The organism is Paraburkholderia sp. SOS3, assembly GCF_001922345.1.
In the GTDB taxonomy this organism is placed as follows: domain Bacteria; phylum Pseudomonadota; class Gammaproteobacteria; order Burkholderiales; family Burkholderiaceae; genus Paraburkholderia.
Genome location: NZ_CP018811.1, coordinates 3,821,216 through 3,844,714, shown reverse-complemented (window position 1 = coordinate 3,844,714; position 23,499 = coordinate 3,821,216). Strand labels below are relative to the sequence as shown.

General features: G+C 64.4%; 22 protein-coding genes, 1 pseudogene and 1 riboswitch. Of the genes and pseudogenes, 13 read left to right on the top strand and 10 right to left on the bottom strand.

The window, feature by feature from the left end; genetic code table 11:
* The first annotated feature begins 113 nt into the window (after positions 1–113).
* A riboswitch (ZMP/ZTP riboswitch) is annotated at positions 114–213 on the top strand.
* Between the two features lie 223 nt (positions 214–436).
* The 7 genes from glyA to BTO02_RS17060 all read left to right on the top strand — a co-directional run bounded on the left by glyA (position 437) and on the right by BTO02_RS17060 (position 5,436).
* Positions 437–1,684, top strand: coding sequence for a serine hydroxymethyltransferase (gene glyA / locus BTO02_RS17090; protein WP_075158965.1), 1,248 nt, complete (start codon positions 437–439; stop codon positions 1,682–1,684).
* 6 nt (positions 1,685–1,690) lie between these two features.
* Positions 1,691–2,182: a transcriptional regulator NrdR gene (nrdR, locus tag BTO02_RS17085; protein ID WP_075158021.1), complete on the top strand. Its 492-nt coding sequence runs from the start codon at positions 1,691–1,693 to the stop codon at positions 2,180–2,182.
* Positions 2,183–2,495: 313 nt separating this feature from the next.
* Positions 2,496–3,056 (top strand): GspH/FimT family pseudopilin, encoded by a 561-nt coding sequence (locus BTO02_RS17080; protein ID WP_075158020.1) that lies wholly within the window; start codon positions 2,496–2,498, stop codon positions 3,054–3,056.
* Positions 3,053–3,511, top strand: coding sequence for a type IV pilus modification PilV family protein (locus BTO02_RS17075; RefSeq protein WP_232243387.1), 459 nt, complete (start codon positions 3,053–3,055; stop codon positions 3,509–3,511). The genes BTO02_RS17080 and BTO02_RS17075 overlap by 4 nt, the downstream gene beginning before the upstream one ends.
* Complete coding sequence (locus BTO02_RS17070) at positions 3,508–4,320, top strand: PilW family protein (protein ID WP_232243386.1); 813 nt, start codon at positions 3,508–3,510, stop codon at positions 4,318–4,320. Before BTO02_RS17075 ends, BTO02_RS17070 begins: the two co-directional genes overlap by 4 nt.
* The gene (locus BTO02_RS17065) at positions 4,317–4,898 is read left to right on the top strand and encodes a pilus assembly PilX family protein (RefSeq protein WP_232243385.1); all 582 of its coding nucleotides are present in this window, start codon (positions 4,317–4,319) and stop codon (positions 4,896–4,898) included. The genes BTO02_RS17070 and BTO02_RS17065 overlap by 4 nt, the downstream gene beginning before the upstream one ends.
* A 67-nt stretch (positions 4,899–4,965) precedes the next feature.
* Positions 4,966–5,436, top strand: coding sequence for a type IV pilin protein (locus BTO02_RS17060; protein WP_232243384.1), 471 nt, complete (start codon positions 4,966–4,968; stop codon positions 5,434–5,436).
* Between the two features lie 97 nt (positions 5,437–5,533).
* On the opposite strand, the gene BTO02_RS17055 is transcribed toward BTO02_RS17060, so the two are convergent.
* From BTO02_RS17055 to BTO02_RS17045, 3 genes are all read right to left on the bottom strand, one after another.
* Positions 5,534–6,016, bottom strand: coding sequence for a DUF3318 domain-containing protein (locus tag BTO02_RS17055; protein WP_075158019.1), 483 nt, complete (start codon positions 6,014–6,016; stop codon positions 5,534–5,536).
* 99 nt (positions 6,017–6,115) lie between these two features.
* A complete protein-coding gene (locus BTO02_RS17050; RefSeq protein WP_075158018.1) occupies positions 6,116–6,508 on the bottom strand; it encodes a phage holin family protein in 393 nt (130 codons plus the stop codon).
* A 320-nt stretch (positions 6,509–6,828) separates the two neighbouring features.
* Entirely contained in the window at positions 6,829–7,131 is a 303-nt protein-coding gene (locus tag BTO02_RS17045) for a DUF883 family protein (protein ID WP_075158017.1), read from the bottom strand.
* A 465-nt stretch (positions 7,132–7,596) separates the two neighbouring features.
* Between BTO02_RS17045 and BTO02_RS17040 the strand changes: the two genes are divergently transcribed.
* Entirely contained in the window at positions 7,597–8,238 is a 642-nt protein-coding gene (locus BTO02_RS17040; RefSeq protein ID WP_075158960.1) for a peroxiredoxin, read from the top strand.
* 130 nt (positions 8,239–8,368) lie between these two features.
* Here BTO02_RS17040 and BTO02_RS17035 read toward each other — a convergent pair whose 3' ends face one another.
* A complete protein-coding gene (locus BTO02_RS17035) occupies positions 8,369–9,604 on the bottom strand; it encodes an autotransporter strand-loop-strand O-heptosyltransferase (RefSeq protein WP_083615166.1) in 1,236 nt (411 codons plus the stop codon).
* A gap of 165 nt (positions 9,605–9,769) precedes the next feature.
* The gene (locus BTO02_RS17030) at positions 9,770–10,957 is read right to left on the bottom strand and encodes an acyl-CoA dehydrogenase (RefSeq protein ID WP_075158016.1); all 1,188 of its coding nucleotides are present in this window, start codon (positions 10,955–10,957) and stop codon (positions 9,770–9,772) included.
* Between the two features lie 114 nt (positions 10,958–11,071).
* Between BTO02_RS17030 and BTO02_RS17025 the strand changes: the two genes are divergently transcribed.
* Positions 11,072–11,857, top strand: coding sequence for an IclR family transcriptional regulator (locus BTO02_RS17025; protein ID WP_075158015.1), 786 nt, complete (start codon positions 11,072–11,074; stop codon positions 11,855–11,857).
* A gap of 103 nt (positions 11,858–11,960) precedes the next feature.
* Here the strand turns inward: BTO02_RS17025 and BTO02_RS17020 are convergent, their stop codons facing one another.
* Entirely contained in the window at positions 11,961–12,791 is an 831-nt protein-coding gene (locus BTO02_RS17020) for an EAL domain-containing protein (protein WP_075158014.1), read from the bottom strand.
* Between the two features lie 285 nt (positions 12,792–13,076).
* On the opposite strand from BTO02_RS17020, the gene hmgA reads away from it, so the two are divergent.
* Both hmgA and fahA read left to right on the top strand, forming a co-directional pair.
* Complete coding sequence (gene hmgA, locus BTO02_RS17015; RefSeq protein WP_083615165.1) at positions 13,077–14,471, top strand: homogentisate 1,2-dioxygenase; 1,395 nt, start codon at positions 13,077–13,079, stop codon at positions 14,469–14,471.
* Complete coding sequence (gene fahA, locus BTO02_RS17010) at positions 14,468–15,802, top strand: fumarylacetoacetase (RefSeq protein ID WP_075158013.1); 1,335 nt, start codon at positions 14,468–14,470, stop codon at positions 15,800–15,802. Before hmgA ends, fahA begins: the two co-directional genes overlap by 4 nt.
* Before the next feature lie 28 nt (positions 15,803–15,830).
* Here the strand turns inward: fahA and BTO02_RS17005 are convergent, their stop codons facing one another.
* From BTO02_RS17005 to BTO02_RS16995, 3 genes are all read right to left on the bottom strand, one after another.
* Positions 15,831–16,988 carry an MFS transporter gene (locus BTO02_RS17005; protein WP_075158012.1) on the bottom strand — a complete coding sequence of 386 codons (1,158 nt, stop codon included), beginning with the start codon at positions 16,986–16,988 and terminating at the stop codon, positions 15,831–15,833.
* A 52-nt stretch (positions 16,989–17,040) separates the two neighbouring features.
* Positions 17,041–18,207 (bottom strand): MFS transporter, encoded by a 1,167-nt coding sequence (locus tag BTO02_RS17000; RefSeq protein ID WP_075158011.1) that lies wholly within the window; start codon positions 18,205–18,207, stop codon positions 17,041–17,043.
* Positions 18,208–18,398: 191 nt separating this feature from the next.
* Complete coding sequence (locus BTO02_RS16995) at positions 18,399–19,256, bottom strand: crotonase/enoyl-CoA hydratase family protein (protein WP_075158959.1); 858 nt, start codon at positions 19,254–19,256, stop codon at positions 18,399–18,401.
* A 233-nt stretch (positions 19,257–19,489) separates the two neighbouring features.
* Here BTO02_RS16995 and BTO02_RS16990 point away from each other — a divergent pair.
* A pseudogene (locus BTO02_RS16990) lies at positions 19,490–19,999 on the top strand (plasmid fertility inhibition factor family protein); the annotation flags it as partial.
* A 145-nt stretch (positions 20,000–20,144) separates the two neighbouring features.
* Here the strand turns inward: BTO02_RS16990 and BTO02_RS16985 are convergent.
* Entirely contained in the window at positions 20,145–21,152 is a 1,008-nt protein-coding gene (locus tag BTO02_RS16985; protein ID WP_075158010.1) for a 2-hydroxyacid dehydrogenase, read from the bottom strand.
* Positions 21,153–21,569: 417 nt separating this feature from the next.
* On the opposite strand from BTO02_RS16985, the gene BTO02_RS16975 reads away from it, so the two are divergent.
* Positions 21,570–23,249 carry a bifunctional aspartate transaminase/aspartate 4-decarboxylase gene (locus tag BTO02_RS16975; protein ID WP_075158008.1) on the top strand — a complete coding sequence of 560 codons (1,680 nt, stop codon included), beginning with the start codon at positions 21,570–21,572 and terminating at the stop codon, positions 23,247–23,249.
* The last annotated feature ends 250 nt before the right edge of the window (positions 23,250–23,499 follow it).

Here is a 23,499-nt window from a genome sequence, read left to right as displayed (position 1 = left end):
TGCCGGGCGCCGCGAAGTGGGCGCAAGTAGCGAATTCGTCAGGCTTTTTTGCATCACTGCAGGCGCCGTGGGGCTGGTTGCCTATTCGATGCGCTTCCAATAAACTAACGCGCTCATCCCTGCGTGACTGGCGATAGAACCCTACGGGTTCAAGGTGGAACAACCCACCGTGAAGCGCGGGGCTCCGTTTTGCCGTTCGCCTGGGCAGCTGTGATCCGCGCGCGATCCTTCGTGCTGCCGGTCGCTGGCCTGCCTCGCGTGTGCGGCGCCTCTGCAGTCCGCATATCCAGGCTTCCAGTTTCCTGCCGCACCGCGCGTGAGCTTGCGCGCTTTGCGCACGCCTCTCGCGTGCCGCTTTGTATGCTGTTATGCGCAAGATCGAACGCATATGCACGTGCGGAATCACGGTCAACCGAACATTCTCAACGGAACGCACATGTTTGATAAAGCCCAAAGCACCATTGCGAACGTCGACCCGGAAGTCTGGCAGGCGATCGAGCAGGAAAACCATCGCCAGGAAGAACACATCGAGCTGATCGCGTCGGAGAACTATACGAGCCCGGCCGTGATGGCCGCGCAAGGCTCGCAGCTCACGAACAAGTACGCGGAAGGGTATCCGGGCAAGCGCTATTACGGCGGTTGCGAGTATGTCGATATCGTCGAGCAGCTCGCGATCGACCGCGTCAAACAGCTGTTCGGCGCCGAGGCGGCGAACGTGCAGCCGAACTCGGGCTCGCAGGCGAATCAGGGTGTGTTCTTCGCCATGCTCAAGCCCGGCGACACGATCATGGGTATGAGCCTCGCGCATGGCGGCCACCTGACGCACGGCTCGCCCGTCAATATGTCGGGCAAGTGGTTCAACGTCGTGAGCTACGGACTCGACGCGGCTGAAGACATCGATTACGAAGCGGCCGAGAAGCTTGCTCACGAACACAAGCCGAAGCTTATCGTCGCGGGCGCGTCTGCGTTCGCGCTGCGCATCGACTTCGAGCGGCTCGCAAAAATCGCGAAGGCGGTCGGTGCGTATCTGATGGTCGACATGGCGCATTACGCAGGTCTCGTCGCCGCCGGCGTCTATCCGAACCCGGTGCCGCACGCCGACTTCGTCACCACCACGACGCACAAGAGCCTGCGCGGCCCGCGCGGCGGCGTGATCCTGATGAAGGCCGAATATGAGAAGCCGATCAACTCGGCCATCTTCCCCGGCATCCAGGGCGGACCGCTGATGCATGTGATCGCCGCCAAGGCAGTGGCGTTCAAGGAAGCGTTGTCGCCGGAGTTCAAGGAGTATCAGCAGCGCGTGGTCGAGAACGCCCGCGTGCTTGCCGAAACGCTTGTGAAGCGCGGCCTGCGCATCGTCTCGGGGCGCACCGAGAGCCACGTGATGCTGGTCGATCTGCGTGCGAAGCACATCACCGGCAAGGTGGCCGAAGCAGCGCTCGGCGCAGCGCATATCACGGTGAACAAGAACGCGATTCCGAACGACCCGGAAAAGCCATTCGTGACGAGCGGCATTCGCCTCGGTTCGCCCGCCATGACAACGCGCGGCTTCGGCGTCAAGGAAGCCGAAGTGGTGGGTAACCTGATTGCCGACGTGCTCGACAATCCGGAAGACGCCGCCACCATCGAGCGCGTGCGTGCGCAAGTCGCCGAGCTGACGAAGCGCTTCCCGGTCTATCGCTAGCCGACCATGCGCTGCCCGTTCTGCCGGCACGACGATACGCAGGTCGTCGACTCCCGCGTATCCGAAGACGGCGCCGCCATCCGGCGGCGGCGCCGTTGTCCGGCTTGCGACAAGCGCTTTACCACTTACGAGCGCGTCGAGCTCGCACTGCCGTCGGTCGTGAAGAAGGACGGTAGCCGCGTCGAGTTCGACCGCCGCAAGATCGTCTCGAGCATGAAGCTCGCGCTGCGCAAGCGGCCCGTTGCAGCCGACGCAATCGACGCCGCCGTTGCACGCATCGAATATCAGTTGCTCGGCAGCGGGGAGCGCGAGGTGCGCAGCGAACGGCTCGGCGAACTCGTGATGAACGAGTTGCGCGCGCTCGACACGATCGCCTATGTGCGCTTCGCATCCGTTTACCGGCGTTTCGAAGATGTGTCCGAGTTCGAGGACGTGATCGAGGAGTTTCGCCGCATGGCTTCGCCGCCCGGTCCGCCCAAACCCCGGCGCAAGCGCTGATCGGGCTGCAACCCACGGTGCAGCGCGCAGGCCTTCCGTTCGCGGCCCGGCAGGCCGCTTCGGCGGCAAGGCGAAAGCGGCCGGATGCTCGCCGGCACTGTGCGCCACCGCATCCGCTATCAGTTCGATCTGCTGCATTCTTCCCCCTCCCGAGCGTCGGGTCTCTTCGATGCGTTACCGTCGTGCCGCGTTCGACAGACACGCAATGTTGCGTGCGTTTGCCTTTGCGCGCTACCTGGCCATTCGGCATATTGTTAGCACCCTGAAGCAAAGGTAGATTCGCAGCCATCGTTGCTGACAACGGAGGCTGACGATGAGAAACGATGGCTGGACGAGATGCGTACGATGCGGCTTCACGCTGCTCGAAACGCTGGCGGTGGTCGCGTTGCTGGCTCTGCTTGCAGCGATGGCGACACCTTCGTTTGTCGCATGGCAGATGCGCGATCAGGTGGAGGCGCGTGCCCATGCATTGCTCTCAACCCTTGCTTACGCACGCAGCGAAGCGATCAGACGGGGCGTGCGCATTACCGTGTGCCGCATCGACGCGGCGAGACACTGTCTCGCCGCGGGGCAGGCCTGCCGCTCCGGCGCGGTGGACTGGTCATGCGGTTGGGCCGTGATGATCGAACGGGCGGGCGCCATGTTCGCGCTGCGAGCGCAGCCGGAATTCGCGGCGGTCAGCATCGCCGGCGCGTCGACGAATCTCACGTTTACGCCGCCCGCGGGACAGACGATCGGCAGCTTTCGCAGCTTCGATCTCGCGCCGCGCGTTTCGTCGAAGGCGACACAAGGCAACGCGTGGCGCCGTTGCATCCGGATTGCGGCCGGCGGACGGGCGCGTATCGCCGAGGGCGCTTGCGGGGCGTCGGCATGAAGATCTCACGCTTGCGCTTGCGAACCTCGAAGGCCGGTTCACACACCGCTTTTACTCGTGGCGAATCGCTGATCGAAGTCATGCTTGCGGTCGTGTTGACCGCGGTGACCGCACTCGGTCTGATTGCCGCGCAACTATGGATGATTCGCGATGCTCGAGCAGCGGCGGCGCGTGAGCACGCAGCGCTCGTTGCAGACGCGCTCGTCGAAGCGATGCACGGTGCGTCGCGCAGCAGCGCGGCGCTCGTGCAATGGCGTACTCGAGCGGGCTATCTGTTACCGCAAGGCGAGGCGTCGGTGAGCGGCAGCGGCGATCGGACATCGGTGGCGCGTGTCACGTGGCACACGCTTGCCGGTGCATCGCGTTCGGGCGAAGTGATCGACATGCCGCCGCCATGCGGCGATGTCGCGGTGCCGGCTGGCACGGCCTGCGTCGTTCTTGCGTTTGCCGAATGATGCGATCGGTTCTTCGCATCCGCGGGCACACGCTGCTCGAACTGACGATCGCGGTGGCGCTCGGCCTGATCGTGACAGCGGGCGCGATATCGCTGTACCGGTCGCAGCGGCTCGCTCTCGTGCGCGCCAACGATGCTGCGCAGATGCACGAAGCCGGGGTGACGGCCCTCACGATGATCGCGCTGCAATTGCAGATGGCCGGATTCACGCCTGCTGATTCCCCGTCGGCGACCCTGCTGTTCGCCTCCGGCGCTCTCTTCGGCTGCTCGTCTGCGCGTCCGGCCGGAACGGACGATCGCCTCACGTGCGAAGCGCTCGCGAGCCGCTCGGATGGCATCGCGATCCGATATGTCGCCGACAACGTATCGACGTGGCCGTCAGCCGCCGCGCAGCCGACCGATTGCCTCGGCCAGGGGCTCGCGCACACGCTTGCCGACGCGCCGGGTGCACCGGTCGTCAACCGCTTTTACGCGAGAGCAAGCGGCTCGACGGGGGAGCCCGAACTTTACTGCGAGGGCAGTGGCAGCGCGGGTTCGTCGCAGCCGCTCGTCGAAGGCGTCGAACGGTTGCGGTTTCGCTATTGGCTGGCCGGCGCGCCCGCGGCGCTCGATGCGTCCGCGCTCACGCTCGCCCAATGGCGCAGTGTGGTTGCGGTCGACGTTTGCGTGCTCGTGCGTGGCGCCCGCGACGCCGCGCCGAGTCGCTATGTCGATTGCGACGGCGTGTCGTTATTGGGCCCGGACAAGCGCGCTCGTGAGGCGTTCTGGCGGCGCGTCGCGATCCGGAATAACAGTGGAGGTGCAACATGATGCGTGGCCGACCGAAGCGGATGCTCGCGATGAAGCGTTACACAGTACGGCGCGGTGGGCGCGCTCCGCGACGCGACAATGCGCCCCGGCGCTCGCGCAATCGCGGTGCGGCGTTGCCGATCGTCCTGATCCTGTCGTCGATGATGCTCGCTACATCGGCCGCGTGGTTCGAGACATCGGTTGCGGCGGCCCGCGGTGCGGCTAATTTGCAAGACCAGTTCGTCGCGTTTCATGCGGCGGATTCGGCGCTGACGTTGTGCGCACAACGTGTTGCGGCGGGCGAAGTGCTGTCTCGCGAAGCTGCAGTAAATGGCGAACCCGCTGCGTGGAAAGTGTCCGCCGCGTTCAACGCCGCCGCATTTGCTCCGATTGCCGTGTGGCCGGGTTCGTTCGAACCTCCGCAATGCGCAGTCGAGGCATGGCGTCTCGCCACGCGTCCCGCCGCGAGCGCATGGCTGCTCACCGCGCGTGGTTACGGCCGCACGCGCGATACGCAGGCGTGGTTGCAGCTTCAGCTCGTGGTAGACAACGGCATCGTCGAGCGTCATTGGCGGCGTATCGTGGCTCGGCCCTTTTGAGCGGACTGAGCAAACTGAGCGGACGCCCCATTTGTTTTCGAACCATTGTGATGCCGGGATCGACCGGATGAAGCGCTATTCCATGAAGCACCACGCCGCAAAGCACCACACCGGCGCCTTCACGCTACTCGAACTCGTGATTGCGCTCGCGATCATCGCCGTACTCGCCGCATTCGCGTTGCCGTCGTACCGGGCGCAGCTCGCGCGCGGACACAGAACGGATGCGACCTCGGCACTCTATCGCGCGGCGCAGTATGTTGAATCGGCGCTGCGTGGCAGCAGCACGGTCGCATTGCCGCCAGGCTTCGATCAGGCGCCTCAGTCCGGCACGCCCGTCTATCGGCTGCAGGTGTTGTCAGCCGATGACGCAAACGGCGGCTATACGCTGGAAGCGACGCCCATCGATACAGGGCCGATGCGAGATGACCCATGCGGTACTTTCGCGCTCGATGCGACCGGTTTGCGCGCGAATCGAGCGGCGCCTGGTAAGGGCAGCATATCAGGCGTCGATATCGCGCAGTGCTGGAACACGCGTTAGCCGGATTTTATCGACACACACCGCCGAACCGGCATAGAGGGGCAAAACGTTGCAGCAGCCACAGCGACAGCGACTGTAACCGCAACCCTTACGCCACTCACTGCCCCGACACCCGCGCGCTGCCGCCGACATCCTTCCCCGCACCGCCGGCGCCACCGCCGGTCTCGCGTCGCACCTGCTGCCAGATCCGGTAAGCCTCCCATGCGGCAAGCGCCACGCTGCCCCACTTCAGCACCGGCTTGGCGCTCGCCACCACGCTCGTGCGCAGCGGCTTCGCGAGCAGCAACGACATCAGCGAACTGACGAGCGGATATTGCTTCATCAGCGCGCCAATGCCCTTCGTGGTGGCGCCGCGCGCGCCCCAGCGCATGCTTGCAAAGCCGGGCAGCACGAATTTGAGCCAGCTGAAATGGATGACCGCCTGGCGCAGTTCGAGCGTCGACTGCGCGAGTTCCATGCGCTCGACGTCCGCACGCACGATCAGCAGTTCCTTGCGCAGCGCCCGCAACTGCGGCGTGCTCAGATCCTTCGTCGCCTTATGCTGACGGCGAAATGCGCTATCTGAATGGACGTGGCTCATGAGGTATCGATAAAGCGTCAAAGATTGTTGAAGTCGTCAGCTCGAAACGGGCAACGGAATGAGGCAATCCAGCCGGCAGCACCCGCTCACTCAGCCCGCTCACTCCGAATGTTTGCGGAAAATCTCGCGGTCCTTTTCGAACTCGTGGATGGTGGCTTCGAACACGGCCGGCGCGTTATGCAAATTACTGCGCGCGCGCAGTCCGCAGACCAGCGCGGCGACTGCGTAGACAATCGTAATACCCGCGAGCGATTGCCAACGGTACGTGTCCCAGAACGCGATCGCAATGAGCGCGGTTAGTGCGATCAGCGACATCATCGCGAGCATCATGGCCGCGAGGCCGAGAAAGAGCACGGCGAGCAGACGGTCTTTTTCTTCTGCCAGCTCGATGCCGATCAGTTCGAGCCGGGTCTGCAGGATCGAAAAGACGGAGCTGAAAATGCGGCGCAGCGGGCTTCGGTCCGAGCGCTGTGATTGGGTATCGGTGGTCATGACGTGAGCGCGTTACCCCGTAGAAGTGCACCGGAAACAGACTGGAAGGACATCGGAAGTGGCACAGGCTGCGCATTGAACCCACATTCAACCCACACGCGGAACTCAAAGCCGGCCGGGGCGCGCCGGACTGAAGTCCGGCGGGCACCAGCCGTATCTGAAACGTGTCCGGCCAGAGGCGTCAGAAGTCTGACGCTAGCCGGCCGCCTTGCCCGATGGAAATACGACTTACCGCAGCGCCTCGTACACTGGCACGCACAACCTCGTGCAAAAGCTCGCGCAAAGAAACCGCACGGTCAGTCACGGCACCACTGCCTGCTTTACTTCCGATTGATCAGCAGGCCCACCAGCACGCCGGCGCCGACCGCGATGCCAATCGACGTCCAGGGGTGCTCGTGGACGTAGTCGTCGGTCGCGCGTGCTGCCTTCTTGCCTTTCTCGACCACGACCACCTGCACATCCGCCGCTTTTTCCTTCGCCTGTTTGAGCCGCGACAACGCGGATTCGCGGAGTTCGGAAGCGCGTTCGCCGGTTGCGCTCGCGGCCTGCTTCAGCAGATCTTCAGCGTCTGCGAGGACTGTCTTGATATCCGACATCAATCTCTCCTTGTTAACTTCCGACATTGATTGCTCCCTTCGTGCACGCTACGCGTGAAATCGTAACCAAAGAAATCGCCGCTGGCGAGGGCGGCAGGCGACACGCGGACCACCGCGGTACGCAGAATCCGTTCCCGGACGTCTGTTCGCGCCATAAACGTACAGCAAGCGACACATTGCCGTTGCCAGAACGCACGGCGGGCACACCGCGAACCCGTCGAGCACGCGTCGCCGGCCTTCCGCAGCGGCATGGCGCCGCACCTTATCGACACGCTTGCATTATTAGCCCGCGAAGCTGATCTGTCCCGCTAAGTTTCACTCATCGCAACGAAAATTACAAAAAACTCATATGTGTATGACGCTCGGTTCGTTAGCCGCGCAAGCCGGCGTCCGTTATGCTTTAATTTTTTCCGGTTACCGTCGGCTGCGCTCGGCCGGGCCGGTTCGGTTTATCCGGATATTGACAGAGCGAACCTTCAAAGGAGTTGCATGATGAGTCTACGGCTTGGCGACACCGCGCCCGATTTCGAACAGGATTCGAGCATCGGCCGGATCAAATTCCACGAGTGGCTCGGCGATAGCTGGGGCGTGCTTTTCTCGCATCCGGCCGACTTTACGCCGGTCTGCACGACCGAACTCGGCCTGACTGCGAAGCTCGCGAGCGAGTTCGAGAAGCGCAACGTGAAGACCATCGCGTTGTCGGTCGACAGTGCGAAATCGCATAACGAGTGGATCAAGGACATCAACGAGACGCAGGCCGCGAGCGTCGGTTTTCCGATCCTCGCCGACGGCGACCGCAAGGTGTCGGAACTCTACGACATGATTCACCCGAACGCGAACGAAACGCTGACGGTGCGTTCGCTCTTCATCATCGATCCGAAGAAGAAGGTGCGCCTTATCATCACGTATCCGGCCAGCACGGGTCGCAATTTCGACGAAGTGCTGCGCGTGATCGACTCGCTACAGCTAACCGACAACTATCAGGTCGCGACGCCGGGCAACTGGAATCATGGCGACGACGTGGTGATCGTGCCGTCGTTGAAGGACGAGGACGTGATCAAACAGAAATTCCCGAAGGGCTACAAGGCGCTGCGGCCGTACCTGCGCATGACGCCGCAGCCGAACCTGAAGTAAGCCGCAAGCCTCGGCCGAAACAGGCGCACAAGCAGGAACAGACGCACAAGCCAGGCCGGACCGAGGGTGAGCCGCTCCCGCAGTCCGGCTTTTTCATTTCCTGTTCAGCTTTCAAAGCCCGTCTGGAAAGTCAGGCGGCACAACGCGCATCGATCAGACTGTCCACCGTTCGTATCACGAACTCCGGACTGATCGCCGCCGTGCACTGGAACCGCTGTGTGCGGCCGTCTGCCCGGCGCGGGCACCAGTTGAAGTTGTCGGCATCGAATTCGTGCGCGGTGTCGTTGAAGCAGCTATTGCACGCGTGGAAGTTGATCACGCGCCATGGCGTGTGGAACTCGGTCTTCGGATGCGAAAAGCCGCTGATCATCACGACCGGCGTGCCGGCCGCCCATGCCAGCCACGACAGACCGCTGCCGAGCCCGACGAAAAACTCGGCATGCATCAGCAGGTTCGCGCGTTCCTGCAGCGGACGTTCGCCCGTGAAGTCCTCGGCGCCTTCGGGCATCCGGTTCAGCGCGCCCGGCAGCCCGTACTCGCGATCGCGGTCGATGCACAGCACGCGCAGGCCAAGCCGCTTCAGATGCGCGATCAGCGTCGGCCAGCCGCGCGGGTTGTTCCAGTACTTGCATTGGGCGGTCGCCTGCGTCGCGATGCAGACATACGGTTCGGCGATACGGCGCGAGGTATCGGCGACGACGATCCGCGGCCGCCGCTCGCCGGGCGGCACGCCGAGCATATACGCGGCGGCGTCCTGCATGCTGCTCACGCGCGGGTCGGTCGGCTGGTGGTCGCGTTCGTCGTATGGGGAGAACAGGCCGATATGGTATGTCGCGTAGAACGGCGCGCTGGCGGCTTCCAGCGACTGAATCTCGCGATCGGCAACGAGCTTCAGCGCCGGATAGCCTTCGCGAAAGAGCGGCTGCAGATGCGCCGGCACCGCCACATGCAAGTCGCAACGATGCTGCTCGCGAAACGCGTCGATCACGGGCATCCACGCGATCGAATCGCCGAGCGCGGCCGATGCGAGCCGCACGAGCACCGGCTTTGCGCGCGCCTCGAAGGCATGCTCGAACACGAGCCGGTTGCCGTCGAACACCTGCAGCAGCGTGCGCACGAAATACTTGCGGCGGCTCGTCACCGTCTCGCCGGCTCGAACCGCTTCGTCGAACACGACGTTGTGCGTGTCGAGATCGAGCATCCGCACGCGCCATCCGTCGACGCTCACCCGCACGCGGCAGCCGTAGTTGAAGTCGAAGCGGATGCCCTCGGGCCCGCTCAGCGCGGGCGCACCGGGCCGCGCAAAGCTCGATTCGGTGAGGCCGCGCTGGCCACGCTGCGCGGCGGGGCGGACGGATTCGCTCATGGTGTCTCCGGGTCAGTCGGCGCCGAGTCTGTCTGTCGACCCCGCGTCGAAGATCGGAATCGGCGCATCACAAAAATGCTGCCGACACCTTAAGCGGATGCTTCATCCGCGCGTATTGGACAAATCTTAAAAAACCGCGCCAGCGATCCGAATCCGTTAACAAACTTAAAAGAACGCCTGAATCCCGGTCTGCGCGCGCCCGAGAATCAGCGCGTGGATATCGTGCGTGCCTTCGTATGTGTTCACGACTTCGAGATTCACGAGATGCCGCGCGACGCCGAACTCGTCCGAGATACCGTTGCCGCCGAGCATGTCGCGCGCGGTGCGCGCGATCTCGAGCGACTTGCCGCATGAGTTGCGCTTCATCATCGATGTGATTTCGACGGCCGCCGTGCCTTCGTCCTTCATGCGGCCAAGACGCAGCACGCTTTGCAGGCCGAGCGTGATTTCGGTCTGCATATCGGCGAGCTTTTTCTGGATCAACTGGTTCGCGGCGAGCGGCCGGCCGAACTGCTTGCGGTCGAGCACGTACTGGCGCGCGGTGTGCCAGCACGATTCGGCCGCGCCGAGCGCGCCCCACGCGATGCCGTAGCGCGCCGAGTTCAGACACGTGAATGGCCCGCGCAGGCCCTTGACGCCCGGCAGCAGGTTTTCTTCGGGTACGAAGACGTCGTCGAGCACCACTTCGCCGGTGATCGACGCGCGCAGCCCGATCTTGCCGTGAATGGCGGGCGCGCTGAGACCCTTCCAGCCTTTCTCGAGGATAAAGCCGCGAATCTCGTCCTCGCCGTTTTCCTCGAGTTGCGCCCATACGACGAACACATCGGCAATCGGCGAATTCGTGATCCACATCTTCGAGCCGGACAGCGAATAGCCGCCGTCGACCTGCTTCGCGCGCGTGACCATATTGGCCGGGTCCGAGCCATGGTTCGGCTCGGTCAGGCCGAAGCAGCCGATCCATTCGCCGCTTGCGAGCTTCGGCAGGTATTTGTCTTTCTGCGCGTCCGTGCCGAATTCGAAGATCGGCACCATCACGAGCGACGATTGCACGGACATCATCGACCGGTAGCCGGAATCGATGCGCTCGACTTCGCGCGCGATCAACCCATAGCTCACGTAGTTGAGCCCGGGGCCGCCGTATTGTTCGGGGATCGTCGGGCCGAGCAGGCCCAGTTCGCCCATCTCGCGAAAGATCGCGACGTCGGTTTTTTCATGGCGAAACGCTTCGAGCACGCGCGGCGCCAGCTTGTCCTGCGCGTACGCGGCGGCGGCATCGCGCACCATGCGTTCTTCGTCGGTGAGCTGCTGGTTGAAAAGCAGCGGGTCGTCCCAGTGGAAATGCGCGCGCGCCATGGTGAATCTCCTGAATGCTGAATCGTCGCCCTGAAGCCGGGTACACGAACGACTTGACTGGAGTTCCGCTGTGCGAAACAATGTTTTGCAATTGACGTTCGAGTGTACCATCCGATGACTGCCTCCGCACCCTCGATCGACGAGCGTAAATTCGTCGTAGCACTCGCGCGCGGGCTCGATCTGCTGCGCGCTTTCCGGCCCGGCGAGACGCTGCTCGGCAATCGCGACTTCGTCGAACGCACGGGTTTGCCCAAAGCGACCGTCAACCGTCTTGCTTATACCCTGACGGTGCTCGGCTATCTGCGTTTCGACGAGGCGCTCGGCAAATATGCGCTCGATGCGGGTGTGCTGTCGCTTGGCTTCGCATTGTTGTCGGGCACCGACACGCTCGAACTGGCGCGGCCGCATCTGCGCGCGTTCGCGCGCGAGGTCGGCGCGGCCGTCTCGCTCGGCTGCCGCGACGGGCTCGATATGGTCTATCTGGAGACGATCCGCAGCGAGACCGCGCTCACGCTCGGGCTCGCTTCGGGTTCCAGGCTGTCGATGCTGACGAGTTCGATGGGGCGCGCGTATCTCGCGGTACAGCCGGTCGATGTGCGCGAGGCGCTGTTCGCGGAGCTCGCGCGGGCGGCGGGCGATTCCGGCGCGGCGCAGGTGGAAGACGCGCGCGTCGAAGTCGACGCATTCGAAGCAGCCGGCTGCTGTTATTCGTTTCGCGCGTGGCACGAAGACGTCAACGCGGTCGCCGTGCCGTTTCGCGATCCGCGCGATCGACGATGGCTCGTGCTCAGTTGCAGCGGCCCGGCCTCGTCGATGGGGGAGGACGTGTTTCGCGAGCGTGTCGCGCCGCGCCTCGAAGCGCTCGCGCGGCGGCTCGGCGACACGGTTCGACGAGCATAGCGCGCGAGAGGCCGCGCGCAGGCCGTTTTCAGCGTGCCTTCAGGTGAACCCTTCAGGCGAACCCTTCAGGCGAACCCTTCAGGCGAACGCTTCACGTCGCCCTTCATGCCACCCGATTCTCGCTACCCGCAAACAACGGCCCCTGCACGAACCGCACATCGTATTGCTGCAGCATCTCGAACTGCGCTTCGGTCGCGACGCGATCGAAAATCAACGGAATGCGCAGCCGGTTCGCATAGCCGACGAGCGGCTTCACCATCGCATCGCGCAGCGCGGCGCCCGCATCCATCTTGACGAAATCGAGCCGCGCCATATCGGACACCGACAGAATCTGCCCGGCGTTCGGCAGATTCCCCGCCACCTTGAACCCGTAGTGCTGATAGCTCTTCGTCAGATAGCCGAGAAACGTGCGATGCGCGACGGCGGCCGGCGGCAGCTCGATCACGATGCGCGACGGATTGATCCCGAACGAGATCAGCACCGTCGAGAAGTGCCGGCCGTGGTCGTAGCGCACGCTCTTCAGCAGACGCTCGTGCACGCGCAGAAACAGCAACCCGTGCCGCTGCGCGCCGAAGAAGTTGATCGCATGCATGCCGCGTGACATGCGATCGAGCGCGACCAGTTCCTGATCGTCGGACACGTGATCGAACGGGTCGAACGCGTCGATGTGCGTTCCGTTCAGGTGCTGCGTGACTGCCTGGAAGCCGAGTTCGTCGCCGAAGCGGTCGGCGCTTTGCGGCTCCGACGACAGCGACTGCGCGAGCGCATGCACGCTGATGTCGAAGATCGGCTCGTAGGCGCTGCCGATTTCGAAGTCGGCGTAATGCGCGACCGCGCTGTCGCGATGGGCGCCGGTGCCCATGCGCAAATGCTCGCGCAGAAACGGAAGAGTCGATGCGCGGTCAACGAGTTCGGGAATGTTCAACGGGATCATGGGTGAGCGCAGGGTGTGGCACGCATGTGACGCGCAGGGATCGCGCAGGGACCTCGCGGAGCGATCAATCGCGTTCGAATTCGAATAGAGGACGGCTGCCGCACCGGCGCCGTCGCATTCTCCGATGGTAGCAGCGGGCGCCGGATCGCGACTGACCAATTACTCATAACGATCGATGCGGGCACGCATCCCCAGGGTTTACGTGATTTTCACTAATCGTAATTCGTTTTACCATTCGTAAATCAACGGAATCGAACGATCGGAATCGGATCGACGGAGACTCACATGACCACATCGACACGGCCCGAGCGCGACGCGGCGGGCCAAAGCGCCGTCGGCGGCGCCCGGCAGCCGGCTGACGAGCGGGGCGGCAACCCGAACCTTCACGCGCACTATCAATCCGGCTTCGCGAACGAGTTTGCAACCGAAGCGCTGCCCGGCGCGCTGCCGCATGGCCGCAACTCGCCGCAGCGCGCGCCGTACGGGCTCTACGCCGAGCAGCTGTCGGGCACCGCGTTCACCGCACCGCGCGGGCAGAACCGGCGCTCGTGGCTGTACCGCATCCGGCCGGCGGCGATGCATGGACCGTTCACGCCGTTGCCGTCGGATCATCTCGTCGCGAACTTCACGGGCGTGCCGCCGACGCCGCCGAACCCGTTGCGCTGGGATCCGCTGCCGATGCCGTCGAAGCCGACCGACTTCGTCGACGGCACGGTGACATGGGCCGGCAACGGCGCTGCCGAAGCGATGAGCGGCTGCGCGATTCATCTGTATGCGGCGAACCGCTCGATGCACGAGCGCTTTTTCTACAGCGCCGACGGCGAGCTGCTGATCGTCCCGCAGCATGGGCGCCTCGCCATTGCCACCGAACTCGGCAAGCTCGACGTCGAGCCGTTCGAAATCGCGGTGATTCCGCGCGGCGTGCGCTTTAGCGTCGCGTTGCCGGACGGCGAAGCGCGCGGCTATATCTGCGAGAACTTCGGGGCGCTGTTGCGGCTGCCCGACCTCGGGCCGATCGGCTCGAACGGTCTTGCCAACCCGCGCGACTTCCTGACACCGCATGCGGCCTATGAAGATCGAGAAGGCGCGTTCGAGCTGGTCGCCAGGCTCAATGGCCAGCTTTGGCGTGCCGATATCGATCATTCGCCGCTCGACGTCGTCGCGTGGCACGGCAACTACGCGCCGTACAAATACGACCTGCGGCATTTCAATACGATCGGCTCGATCAGTTTCGATCATCCCGATCCGTCGATTTTCCTCGTGCTGCAATCGCCGAGCGATACGCCAGGCGTCGATACGATCGACTTCGTGATCTTTCCGCCGCGCTGGCTCGCGGCTGAAGATACGTTTCGCCCGCCGTGGTTCCACCGCAACGTCGCCAGCGAATTCATGGGTCTCGTGCACGGCGCTTATGACGCGAAGGCCGAAGGCTTCGTGCCCGGCGGCGCGAGTCTGCACAACTGCATGTCGGGGCACGGACCCGATGCCGAAACCTTCGAAAAAGCGTCGCACAGCGACACGACGAAACCGCACAAGGTGAGCGACACGATGGCGTTCATGTTCGAAACGCGCACGCTGATCCGGCCGACGCGCCTCGCGCTCGAAAGCACGCAACTGCAAACCGGTTACGCCGCGTGCTGGCAAGGTCTCAGGAAACATTTCAACGCGGAGCAGCAATGAGTATCGGTGGCGAACTTCAGGCTACGCTCGATGCGTCGCGCAGAAGCTGGGTCGAGACCGCCAACGATCCGATCTGCGATTTCCCGATTCAGAACCTGCCGTTCGGCGTGTTCAGCGACCGGAACAGTCATGCGCGGCGCGCGGGCGTGGCGATCGGCAACCTGATCGTCGATCTCGCCGCGCTCGAAAGCGCAGGTCTGCTGACTGCCGCATCGCCGGGCGCGCATGGCGCCTCGCACCACGATGCAAGCGTATTCGCGCGAGATTCGCTGAACGCATTCATTGCGCTTGGCCGCGACGCGTGGCGCAGCGTGCGCGTGCAACTGAGCGCGCTTCTCGAGCGCGGCAACCCGCGCCTGCGCGACGACGACGCGCTGAAAGCGCGCGTATTCGTCCCGATGTCGGAGGCGACGCTGCATCTTCCGGTCGAGATTCCCGGCTACACGGACTTCTATTCGTCGAAGGAGCATGCGACGAATGTCGGCTCGATGTTCCGCGACCCGGCCAACGCGTTGCTGCCGAACTGGCTCGAGATCCCGATCGGATACAACGGGCGCGCGTCGTCGGTGGTCGTAAGCGGCACGCCGGTGCGGCGGCCCAATGGCCAGCTGAAACTGCCCGATACGCCGCGCCCGGTATTCGGCGCGTGCCGCAAGCTCGATATCGAGCTCGAAACCGGCTTTATCGTCGGGCGCGGCAATGCGCTCGGCGAGCCGATTGCGTGCGCCGAGGCGCAAGACCATATCTTCGGCATGGTGCTGCTCAACGACTGGAGCGCACGCGATATCCAGCAATGGGAATACGTGCCGCTCGGCCCGTTCAACTCGAAGACGTTTGCCACGACCATTTCGCCGTGGATCGTCACGCTCGACGCGCTCGAACCGTTTCGTGTCGCGCAGCCGACGCAGGAGCCGGCGCCGCTCGAGTATCTGCGGCATCGTCCGGACGGCAGGCATGGGTTCGATATCGAACTCGAGGTGCGCATGCGCGCGCGCAACGCGCGTCGTGCGACGACGATCGCCCGCACGAACTTCCGCCATATGTACTGGACGATGGCGCAGCAGCTCGCGCATCACACGGTGTCGGGCTGCAATACTCGGGTCGGCGATCTGATGGGGTCCGGGACGATCAGCGGGCCGACCGCCGATTCGTACGGCAGCCTGCTCGAGTTGACGTGGAACGGGAAAAAACCGCTCGAGCTCGAAGAAGGCGGCACGCGCACGTTTATCGACGATGGCGACGAGCTGACGCTGGCCGGATGGTGTCAGGGCGACGGGTATCGCGTGGGCTTCGGCACGTGTGTCGGCGAGGTCTTGCCGGCAAGAGTATGAAAAGCGTCGAGCGCGCGACGGGCTGGCGCTACTGCAACGCCCGCACCGCGCCGCGGCGCCGTTCCCATACCGCGGCGCCGAGAAACGCGAGCGCACTTGCGAGCAGCACGCCGATCAGCGCATCGTTGCCGACGTGTTGCATCAACGCGCCGGCAATGAGCGGGCCGCCGAAGCTCGCGACGCTCCACGACGCACCGACAAGCGAACTCGCGGACACGAGCGCCGCGCCGCGAAAGCGCTCGCCGCAGGCGACGAGCGACAGCGTATAGATCGCCCCGGCCGCGCCGCCCAGCACGTAAAGCAACGGCCAGCACAGCCACGGCACGGCGACCGCCCAGCGCAACAGCGCGAGCAACACCACGACGACCACGGCCGCGCCGATATGCACGCGCTCGCGACCCAGATGATCGGCGAGCCAGCCAATCGGCAATTGCAGCGTCGTGTCGCCGAGCAGCATCGCCGATGCGAACAGCACGGCGACGCTCGCGGTGAAGCCGTGTGTCATCGCAAAGAGCGGGATCAGCGACAGCGCGAGCGTATCGAACAGGGCGAAAAAGCCGGTGCCGATCACGAGCGCGGGCATCTGCGGCAGCACGTGCCGCCAGTTGCCGTGCGGTTCGGGTTCGCCGGCGGCGCGCCGCGTCGCGCGCATGGCCGCGAGCATCGGCAGCGCGAGCAGAAAAATCGCGCCGCATACGAGAAAGCGCGAGGCGGCGAACGGCGCGATGCGGCTGACGAGCACGGGTCCGGCCATCTGGAACAACGTGAAGTTCGTCGCGTAGATCGCGATCACGCGGGCGCGCGACGCGTCGTCGGCGAGCTGGTTGACCCAGGCCTCGCCGAACGTGAAGAGCAGCATCAGCGCGAAGCCGCAGACGACGCGCAACACGGCCCAGACCAACAGATTCGTCGTGACTTGCATCGACGCAGTGGCGAGCGCTACCGCGAGCACGGCGCCGACGATCACCTGACGGCCCGAAAAGCGCGCGCCGACCCAGCCGGTCAGCGGCACGGCGGCGAGCCCGCCGCCCGCTTGCGCCGCAGTCAGCAGGCCGACGATATCGGTGCCGTAGCCCGCGCCGGTGAGGGCGAGCGCGGTCAGCGGAAGCGTGGCGCCCATGCCGAGCCCGACCACGGCGACGCTCAGAATGAGCGCAACAAAATCGCGCGAGAAGATGACTTTCATCGGGCGTGATGCTACTACGCAGGGGCGCTGCCGCGCCCAGCGACGCCGCGCCTCAGCCCGGCACCGCCATCCGTTGCGCGCGCCGTTCGAGCGACACCGACCACAAGGTCAGCGCGACGGCGCCGGCGGCCGTCGCGACGCCGACCCACGGCAGCGCCGTGAGCGGCGCGCCCGCGCCGATCGCCATGCCGCCGAGCCATGCGCCCGTGGCATTGCCGAGATTGAACGCGCCCTGGTTCAACGTCGATGCGAGATTCGGCGCATGGCTTGCGCGATCGACAATCAGCATCTGCAACGGCGGCACGATCGCGAAGGCGAGTACGCCCCATGCGAACACGGTGAGGAGCGCGGGAATCTGCGCATGCATCGCGGCCGCGAACACGACGAGAATCGCGACGATCGCGAGCAGGAACGCGAGCAGCGACTGCACGGGCCGCCAGTCGGCGAGCCTGCCGCCGAGCGTGCTGCCGACCGTGAGCCCAAGGCCGAACAGCAGCAGCACGAGGGTGACCGCGTGCGGCGTAAAGCCGGTCACGTCTTCGAGAATCGGCGTGATGTAGGTGAAGGTCGAGAACAGGCTTGCCGACGCGAGCACGCTCGTGCCGAGCACCATCAGTACCTGCGGATTTTTCAGCACCTTGAATTCATGCAGCAGGCTCGCCTTCTGCATCTCGATGCGCGACGGCAGGCAGACTGCGAGCGCCGCGGCGGCGAGCACGCCGATCACGGTGACCGCCCAGAACGTCGAGCGCCAGCCGACTGCCTGGCCGAGCGCGGTGCCGAGCGGCACGCCGAGCACATTCGCGAGCGTGAGGCCCGTGAACATCAGTGCGATCGCCTGTGCGCGGCGATTCGGCGCGACGAGGCCCGCGGCGACCACCGATCCGATGCCGAAGAATGCGCCGTGGCAGAACGCCGTGACGATGCGCGCAATCATCAGCACCGCATAGTTCGGCGCGATCGCGCATAGCAGGTTGCCGACGATAAACACGCCGATCAGGCTCATCAGCGCTTTCTTGCGCGGCATGTTCGCGACCGCGATCGCGACGATCGGCGCGCCGATCGTGACGCCGAGCGCATAGGCCGAGACGAGCATGCCGGCCGCCGGAATCGACACGGCGAGATCGCGCGCGACGTCGGGCAGCAGCCCCATGATGACGAATTCAGTCGTGCCGATGCCGAATGCGGCAATGGCCAGGGCAAAAAGAGGCAGGGGCATGATCGGGGCGTGGGCGCGCCGCGCTCGCGCGCGTTCGGGACGAAGCGCGTCGGGGCGGATTGGGAAAGTCGGTAGGGGATTGTACCTAAGCCGAAACCCTTGCAAAGCGTAATCTCGGCCGCTGTTGTTTTTTCCGCAGGCGACGAAAACGCGACGCCGATGCGACGTCGATGCGGCGAGGAAGGCGGGTGTCAGTCGAGCGTCGAGCGGTCCGATGAGCCACTCGATGGGTCACTCGATGAGCCACTCGATGGATCGAGCGCGCTTCCATGCCTGCCGGCGCCGTCGGCAAAGCGTGCGGCGAGCGCCATGCCCTCGCCGAACACTGCCGCATAACCGCCCGCGCCTTCGCGGCGCAACGCGTCGGCGAGATCGTCGAGCATGCTGTTTGCGTAGGCCGAACGTCGGTCCGCGAGCAATGCCGACTGCGGCAGCGCGGCCAGTTCCGCGGCGAGCTGTTCCGCGGCAGTGCGCGCCGTGCCGTCTTCGACGATGCGATTCGCGAGCCCGAATGCAAACGCCTCGTCGGCGCCGAGCGCGCGGCCCGTCAGAATCAGATCGAGCGCGCGCGACAAACCAACGAGCCGCGGCAGGCGAACCGTGCCGCCGTCGATGAGCGGAATACCGACGCGCCGGCAGAACACACCGAGCACGGCGGAACGCTCGACGACGCGCAGATCGCACATCGCCGCAAGCTCGAGCCCGCCCGCGACCGCGTACCCCGAGATCGCGGCGATCACGGGCTTTGCGAACGGCGTGCGCGTCGGGCCCATCGGGCCCGGACCGCTGCCGTCGGCATGCAGCTCGTTGCGGCGCGTGTCGTCGTCGAGTGCGGTGAGATCGGCGCCCGCGCAGAACGTGCCGCCCGCGCCGAACAGCACGGCAACGCGCCAGTCCGCATGGCTTTCGACACGCGCGAACGCAGCGGACAAGGCGTTCGCCGTCGGGCGATCGACCGCATTGCGGCGTGCGGGCCGATCGAGCACGATCGTTGCGACCGCATCGATCGCTTCGATGCGGACATGGTCACCGAATGTTTCGAGGGTCATCGTCATCTCCCGATGCAAGTCGATCGGAGTCGTCGCAACACGTGCTTCGATTTGCTCGAAATACCACATGTGCGTAGCGAAATCGCTTGCCTAAGTGACACGGCCTTTTCACAATCGACTCGTAGCGTAAGCACCGTTCATATGCCGGTTCGATCGGCTTGCCCGCGTACTGCGCACCGGTCGTGCCAGCCTGTCGGAGGCGACCCGCTGGTCGTTTTCATCTGAAGCCGTCGATGTCGAATTCCGCCATGCCGCCAAATGAACCTGTCTGGATCGTCCAGCTGCACGACCACGAATGGTATGACCATGTGCGACTCAAGCGCGTGTTCTCGATCGACGGAACCCGCCATGAAGTCGTGCTCGTCGATGCGCGCAAGCTGCTGCTGTGCGCCGAGCGCGACGACACCGACTATGTGCTGCGCCCGGTCCACGAATGGCATCCCGGCAAGCTGCGCGGCATTCGCGAGTTTCTCGATCCGGCCAATTCGCGCATTCCCGATATGCCTTACGTGACGATGACCGCACGGCGCGCGCCGGGTCTCATCGGATGGCTCGGTCTCGAGCACGAAGGCGTGGTCGCGTTCCGCAACGGACAGCACCGCGCGCGTTACCTCGCATCGGCCGGCGCGCGCTGGTTTCCGGTCGAAGTGCATGAGCGCGAGGCCGCGCTGTTGCGCCAGTATTGCGGCGCGCCCGACGATGCGCGCACCGCGCTGCGGCCCACGATGAGCATCGCGCCAGGCATCGTCGGCGACCCCAACGACGACTTCGCGGACCATGACGAACACGCAGACGACCATGACCTTCCGCTCGACCGGCGCATCGGGCATGCGCGGTACAACGGCCTGAGCAAGCGGCTCTGAGGCGCGCATCGTCAGCCGTCAGCCGTCAGCCGCGCGCCGGCGCGTGCCGCACGACATTGACCGGCGCGCCGTCGCACCATGCTTTCACGTTGCCAAGCGTGGTTTGCGCGATCTCGTTCATTGCTTCGCGCGTAAAGAACGCCTGGTGTGCGGTGACGATCACATTCGGGAACATCAGAAGCCGCGCGAGCACATCGTCCTGCAGCGGCGTATCCGAGTGATCCTCGAAGAAAAGGCCGCCTTCCTCTTCATAGACGTCGAGTCCGAGATGGCCGAGCTGCCCGCTCTTCAGCGCGCCGACGAGCGCATTGCTTTCGACGAGCCCGCCGCGCCCCGTGTTGATCAGCATCGCGCCGCGCTTCATCTTCGCGAGCGCAGCCGCATCGATCATATGGTAGGTGGCCGGCACGAGCGGGCAGTGCAGGCTCACGATATCCGCACTGGCGAGCAGCGTGTCGAGCGGCACGTATTGCGCGCCGAGCGCGAGCAGCTCGGCGGCGGGCGGGCCCGGGTCGTATGCGATTACCTGCATGCCGAAACCGGCCATGATGCGGCCGAACGTGCGGCCGATGACGCCGGTTCCGACGATGCCGACGGTCTTGCCGTGCAAATCGAAACCGAGCAGGCCCGTCAGCGAAAAGTCGCCTTCGCGCGTGCGTGCGACCGCGCGCGGCAAACGCCGGTTCAGCGCGAGAATCAACCCGACCGCGTGCTCCGCGACCGCATGCGGCGAGTAAGCGGGCACATGCAGCACCGGCAGATCGAGGCGCGCGGCTGCCGCGAGGTCGACGTGATTGAAGCCCGCCGAGCGCAGCGCGATCAGCCGCGTGCCGCCCGCGTGCAGCTGTTCGAGCACGGCTGCATCGACAGTGTCGTTGACGAACGGACAGACGACGTCGTAGCCGTGGGCGAGGATCGCGGTCTCGCTGTCGAGATACGACTCCTGGAAGTGCAGTTCGTAGTGAAACGACGCGTTGGCTTCGCTGAACGTGTCGCGGTCGTACTGACGACTGCTGAACAGGATCATGCGCATTGCGGCTCCCGGAATGAGCGTGCATGTCGTCCAGTATCGCACCATGCGGCGCCGCTGCGGCGGTCTGCGGCAGCGCGGTAACGAGACGGCCCGCTGCAAAATCACATTGACAGCCCAGCCTGGGTTTCATATCTATTAAAGCGGCACGGCGATAACTGCATGTGCGATATCCGCATCGCGAATGCGATGTGCTTGCGCATTGATGCAAATCGATTCGGCATCGATTGGCTGGACAGGGATGCTCCACGCGACGTGTGCAACGCATGTCGGTTCGGGATGCAAATCAATGATCGCCGAATTGCTCGGGTCTTGAACGGAACTCGCGTTGCCCGTTGTCGGGCTTGTCCGAAATGTCGTGCGCGTTGCCGCTCGTGTTCGCGACGCGGTCAAACGGATGTCATCCACGAGGAGACGACCATGGCAAAAGGCAAATCGGCTAACGGGACCGACGGTGCGACGCGCGACGGCGGTGAGCAGGCGAAGCTCGCCGCGCTGAGCCCGTTCGAGCTGAAGGACGAGCTCATCAAGGCGGCCGGCGGCGGCGCGGTCGAGCGTCCCGCGAATACCGCGATGCTCAATGCGGGCCGCGGCAATCCCAACTTTCTCGCGACCATTGCGCGCCACGGCTTCTGGCAACTGGGCCTCTTCGCGATGCGCGAAGCGGAGCGCTCGTTTGCGTATATGCCGGAGGGTGTCGGCGGCTTTCCGAAGCGCGACGGCTTGAGCGAACGCTTCGAGCTGTTCCTGCGCGAAAACAAAGGCGTGCCAGGCATCGACTTTCTGCGCGGCGCCGTGTCGTATGTGCGCGATCAGCTCGGGCTGCCGGATGGCGACTTTCTCTACGAGATGTGCGAGGGCATTCTCGCGTCGAACTATCCCGTGCCGGACCGGATGCTGAAGCTGTCGGAATTGATCGTCGGCCAGTATTTGCGGCGCGAGATGATCGGCAAGCATCCGTTCGTCGGCGAGTTCGATATCTTCGCGGTCGAAGGCGGCACCGCGGCGATGACCTATATCTTCAACACGATGCGCGAAAACCGGCTGATCAAGGCCGGCGACACGATCGCGCTCGGCGTGCCGATCTTCACGCCGTACATCGAGATTCCCCGGCTGAACGATTACCAGCTGAACGTGATCAACCTCAGCGCGGATGTCGAAAAAAACTGGCAATACCCGGAGGCCGAACTCGACAAGCTGCGCGACCCGAGGGTGAAGGCGTTCTTCCTCGTGAACCCGAGCAACCCGCCGTCGGTGAAGATCAGCGACGAAAGTCTTCGGCAGATTGCCGAGATCGTCAAGGAACGGCCCGACCTGATCCTGCTCACCGACGACGTGTACGGCACGTTTGCCGACAACTTCGTGTCGCTGTTCGCACTCGCGCCGAAGAATACGATTCTGGTCTATTCGTATTCGAAGTATTTCGGCGCGACGGGCTGGCGCCTCGGCACGATCGCAACGCATCGCGACAATGTGCTCGATCGCCTGATCGCCCAACTGCCGAAGGACGTGAAGAAGGAACTGCATGCGCGCTACGAGTCGATCACGACCGAGCCCGACAAGCTCAAGTTTATCGACCGGCTCGTCGCGGACAGCCGCACGGTCGCGCTCAATCACACCGCGGGCCTGTCGACGCCGCAGCAGGTGCAGATGGTGCTGTTCTCGCTGTTTTCTCTAATGGACACGCCCGACGCGTACAAGTGCGCATTGAAGCGGCTCATTCGCAACCGCAAGCGTGCGCTGTACGAAGAGGTTGGCATCTCGTTCGAAGACGACGATCCGAATCAGGTCGACTACTACACGATCCTCGATATGGAATTCCTCGGCGAACGTGCTCACGGCCGCGAGTTCGTCGAATGGATCAAGAAGAATACGCAGCCGTCCGAGCTGCTGTTCCGCCTTGCGCGCGAAGCGCGTGTCGTGCTGCTGCCGGGGCGCGGCTTCGGCACCGCGCATCCGTCGGGACGCGTGTCGCTTGCGAATCTGAACGAATCGGACTATCGCGCGATCGGCCGCGCGGTGCGCAAGCTCATCGAGGAATATGTCGAGCGTTTCAATGCCGCGACCGGAAAAAGCCTCGACAAGAACAAGGTGAAGTGACGCAGTCGCGGCTGCCCTTGAGGCGCGAGGACAGAACGGGCGCGCCGGAATCGAACCGGAAGTGCGCGGACACGAATCGTACGCGCTGTCAAAAAACTTGCGCATTCGTGCGGATCGGTGAATGATCGGACGCAGCGGTAAAAAGCGGCCCGCCGGCAGCCTGCCGGCGGGTCCGTTTCGAACGGCTGTTTTTGAAGCGTTTTGTTTTTGAAGCGTTTGTCTCGTGCTTTGCTCGCGCTTTGTCTACGCG